The sequence below is a fragment of the Bacillus sp. MBGLi79 genome (assembly GCF_002953915.1).
This window is the reverse complement of record NZ_CP026521.1, coordinates 2,399,058-2,402,981: the sequence shown is the minus strand read 5'-3', so window position 1 is coordinate 2,402,981 and position 3,924 is coordinate 2,399,058. Positions and strand designations below refer to the sequence as shown.

General features: G+C 40.7%; 4 protein-coding genes and 2 pseudogenes. 2 read left to right on the top strand and 4 right to left on the bottom strand.

Going from position 1 to position 3,924, the window contains the following annotated elements:
- Positions 1-208 (top strand): annotated as a pseudogene (locus C1T29_RS11840) (hypothetical protein); the annotation flags it as partial.
- A gap of 165 nt (positions 209-373) precedes the next feature.
- Here the strand turns inward: C1T29_RS11840 and C1T29_RS11835 are convergent.
- On the bottom strand, positions 374-1,252 hold the full coding sequence (locus tag C1T29_RS11835) for a DMT family transporter (protein WP_095431608.1): 879 nt from the start codon (positions 1,250-1,252) through the stop codon (positions 374-376).
- Between the two features lie 100 nt (positions 1,253-1,352).
- Between C1T29_RS11835 and C1T29_RS11830 the strand changes: the two genes are divergently transcribed.
- Complete coding sequence (locus tag C1T29_RS11830) at positions 1,353-2,225, top strand: LysR family transcriptional regulator (RefSeq protein WP_095431609.1); 873 nt, start codon at positions 1,353-1,355, stop codon at positions 2,223-2,225.
- 132 nt (positions 2,226-2,357) lie between these two features.
- On the opposite strand, the gene C1T29_RS11825 is transcribed toward C1T29_RS11830, so the two are convergent.
- From C1T29_RS11825 to C1T29_RS11815, 3 genes and pseudogenes are all read right to left on the bottom strand, one after another.
- The gene (locus C1T29_RS11825) at positions 2,358-3,149 is read right to left on the bottom strand and encodes a DUF817 domain-containing protein (protein WP_095431610.1); all 792 of its coding nucleotides are present in this window, start codon (positions 3,147-3,149) and stop codon (positions 2,358-2,360) included.
- Between the two features lie 105 nt (positions 3,150-3,254).
- Positions 3,255-3,511: pseudogene (locus tag C1T29_RS11820) on the bottom strand (helix-turn-helix domain-containing protein).
- Between the two features lie 10 nt (positions 3,512-3,521).
- Positions 3,522-3,923 (bottom strand): DUF2975 domain-containing protein, encoded by a 402-nt coding sequence (locus tag C1T29_RS11815; RefSeq protein WP_208945705.1) that lies wholly within the window; start codon positions 3,921-3,923, stop codon positions 3,522-3,524.
- Position 3,924: the final 1 nt, after the last annotated feature.

Genomic DNA, 3,924 nt, shown 5'->3' with positions numbered 1-3,924 from the left:
AAGAATCATGCGAATGACTTTGTCGGGATACGAAATAACCGTTAGTGAAAAAAACTTCTCAGGGGATCATTATGATTTTAGTGCAACTGATCGAGTTGAGGCGATGCCTTATAAGACTCATTATTTGATTTTAACAAAAGATCCAGATTGCGGAGACGTTAAAGTAAAAGGTCTATACGGTTTTCAGTTTGATCAGCCGGAATGGTAATAAGAAAGAATTTTGGCAACCTAAACGCCAATAAAAAAAGCTAATGTCTCACATGCAGATATTAGCTTTTTTTATTGTTTAATAGGCTGCCGGCAGGATTTTAAAAGACAGCCGTCTCCTGTCACACGAGGCACAAATCGTAAAAAAAGTGTACCCTCTGTCCATTCACATTTTTCGTCGTGAAAATGTAAATGTATTCATAAAGATGCCGTAGCATATCAGCAGTGCGCCGAGGATAATGTTGATGGTGATCTGTTCGTGCAATTGCAGCCATCCAAAAAATAGGGCCAATACGGGAACAAACATTAATGCCATGGATGCTTTTGACGCTTCGATTTGATTGAGCACCCAAAACCATACGACAAAGGTAAAGCCGGTGGAAAGCAAGCCATTAAACAGCAATGACCATACCGCCTGATATGTCCACTCGGCTGAAGGGACCGGCTCAAATATAAAGGACAACACCAATAACATGACGGCCCCCATCATAAGTTGCCAGGCATTCATATGAATAACATCGATATGCTTGAATTGTAGCTTACTGAACACATTCGCGATTCCCCAGCTTAGCGCTGCCGCAAGCACGCACAGCTCTCCAAATAAAGCGCTTTGATCGATAGCAAGCATTTCCTTTCCAAATATAAATAACAGTCCGAAGAGGCCGCAGACCAGTCCGATCGTTTTATACGCATTCATTTTCTCATTTAATGTAAAATGGCTGAGCACCGTAACAAATATGGGCATCGTATATACCAAAACAGAGGTTTTTCCTGAATCGACAAACTGCATTCCATACGTTAAGATCCCCATATAACCCAGATCCATCAGCAGGCTCATGATGATATAGCTTTTGAGATGTTCTTTTTGAATTGAAAGCTTTTTTCTTTGAATGAAGAGAATGAGAAATAATGGAACCGCTCCGATGAACAGGCGCAAAGCCGAAAATAAAAGCGGGGGGATGTCATGAATTCCTACTTTCATTGCAACCCAAGTATAACCCCAAATAAATGTGACAGATAAGATTCCCAACATGACTTTTACCATGATGAATCCGCCTTTCTTGTTTAAATATCGTGCTGGTTTCTATCATATGTTACATTTGTATATAACTGAAATACATTTTTATTATCGGAGGTATAACCAAATGGTTATGAACATGAACCATCTTCACATATTTGTAAAAGTCGGGGAGAAATTGAATATTACAGAAGCGGCAAAAGAATTGTTCATCTCTCAGCCGGCGGTAAGCAAAGCGATAAAAAACCTGGAGAGCTCGCTGCAGCTCAAATTATTGATCAGGGATAAACATCATGGTTTAATACTGACTGACGTCGGAAAAGAAATTTTGCTGCTGGCGAGGCAAATGAAGGGAATTGAAAGCAAAATATATCAAATAGCCAACCGGGAAAACAAGCTGTTAAACGGGAAGGTGAAAATTGGTTCATTTCCTGCAGTTTCAACAAATATCATGCCCCAGGCGATTGCGGCATTCAGATCAAACTACCCGTTGATCCGCATCGAATTGATCGAGGGGACCTCTGACCAAATAAAAGGATGGGTTGAGGATCGGACGGTTGATATTGGAATCGCAGCATCTCCATTTGAACCATTTGAAAATCAGCTATTGTGTAACGACTATATGGTGGCCGTCATCCCGCCGCAGCGTGATGAATTAAAACAGGAAAAGCATGTCAACCTTGAAACATATCAAGATGACCTCATTTTCTGTAAAGGCGGTCATGAAATCGCGATGTCAAACGCATTTTCGCAATACAACATCGAATTAAAGGAAAACTTGACTGTGCAAAATGCCGAAACCTTGATTAATATGGTCAAAAACAACTTGGGCATAGGCATTATTTCAAACTTTACACTTTCATCCGTCCCGCATCAATTAAGTAAAAATGACATTTTTCCTAGGATCACACGCGATATCGGCGTCATCGCACATTCATTTGAAGAGATAACGCCGGCGGCGCATGAGTTTGTCAAGGCGTTGAAAGCAGTCGTAATCTGAATCAGTTCTCGTGGTGCGACGAAGTTTGAAGAAGATGGATACCCGCAGGCAGAGTGACAAAAAAGAAAAGCAACACATTTGAACGTTGCTTTTCTTTTTAGCTGGAGTCTTGTACGCCAGGAGACTGTTAACCTAAAAAAGATTCACCCCTCTCTGCTTTGTAGGACTCTGCTCCTTAACTTGTTTTAATGATGCTACTATAAGAAAGCTAACAATCACCAGCAAGAGCCATGAACTTACCTTTCCGAGGTGTACGAGACTCCATGTCTCGATTTGGTTTGGATATTTCCAAGCCCCAAAAAACGTAGCGATATTTTCCGCTATCCATATAAAAAATCCGATGAGTACAAAAGAAAGTGCGAGCGGCATACGGTAACGAGCTCCATTCACCTCGTATGTAACCCATGTTTGCCAAAAGACAATGAGGACAAGTCCAGATAACCACCATCGAATATCAATCGAAAAATGATGGATGAAAAAATTCAAATAAATCGCAGCGGCAAGCGGAACAACCGCAAAAAAAGGCGGCCACTTAACCAATTCAACCTTAAGCCTTCTCCATGCCTGGCACAAATAACTGGCTACACTTGCGTACATAAAGCCGCTATACAAAGGTACTCCAAATATTTTGGAGTATCCTTCTTCTGGATAAGACCAGGAGCCCATATGGACTTTAAAAAGTTCCAGAGCAAGCCCGATAAGGTGGAACAATGTGATCACTTTTAATTCATCCCAAGTTTCAAGACCAGAACGCACCATCCACAATTGCATGAGGACGCAGATCATGAGGAGCCAGTCGTACCGCGGCAAGAAGGGTAGTGGGATCATTTGTGTGATAGCCAAAGAGGCAAAAATAACGACAGGAAACAAACATGAAAGCGCTTGTTCCCAGCCGAAATGAACGATTTGTTTTAAAGCTCTCATTTTGTATGCCCCCTCCAAAGGAGTATTCTTCGTGTATGTAAGGGACGCTTAGTATAGGAGCTGGATGGATATAAGGTTATGTCCATAGGCTCACCGCCAATCACTTTATTTTTCTGTTGATGCTACATATTTGCTTTTTACGACTCCTTTGTGTCTTCATCACTTCGGTATTCCAATATATCTCCGGGCTGACATTCTAAAGCCTTGCAAATCGCTTCTAAAGTTGATAATCGAATGGCCTTTGCTTTTCCGTTTTTCAATATCGAAAGATTAGCCATGGTGATGCCAACTCTCTCCGAAAGCTCTGTTACGCTCATTTTTCTTTTAGCAAGCATCACATCAATGTTAATAATAATTGCCATAGTCATCACCTCAGACCGTTAAGTCATTTTCTGATTTTATATCAATCGCTTCTTTTAATAGTTTTTGCAGAACAGCAGCAAAGACCGCAATGACCATTGAAGCAAAAATAATAACCAATCCGATGACTATGATACCCGGGGCGTCGTCTATATCGGCTATCAGATAAAAGACAGGCATACCTGCTGCATAAAAGATACTGATAGTGACCGCACAGTATTTTATATTCTTCAAAGCCCTTACTGACAATCCCGAGAAAGCTTTATTCTTGTCAATATAGCTTAAAAGTTTGAACGCTTGATAAAGAGCAAAGTAAAAAGGAATCGCCGTTACATACAAATAGATGAAAACGAGATATTTTATATAAACGATATTTGGAAGTAATTCTGCTGAATAGTTGGCTATCTTAGGCACT

What these genes read in the sequence shown, in the direction of transcription:
- C1T29_RS11825 (WP_095431610.1), bottom strand. Translation starts at nt 3,149, where the DNA reads ATGAGAGCTTTAAAACAAATCGTTCATTTCGGCTGGGAACAAGCGCTT.
- C1T29_RS11835 (WP_095431608.1), bottom strand. Translation starts at nt 1,252, where the DNA reads ATGGTAAAAGTCATGTTGGGAATCTTATCTGTCACATTTATTTGGGGT.
- C1T29_RS11830 (WP_095431609.1), top strand. Translation starts at nt 1,353, where the DNA reads ATGGTTATGAACATGAACCATCTTCACATATTTGTAAAAGTCGGGGAG.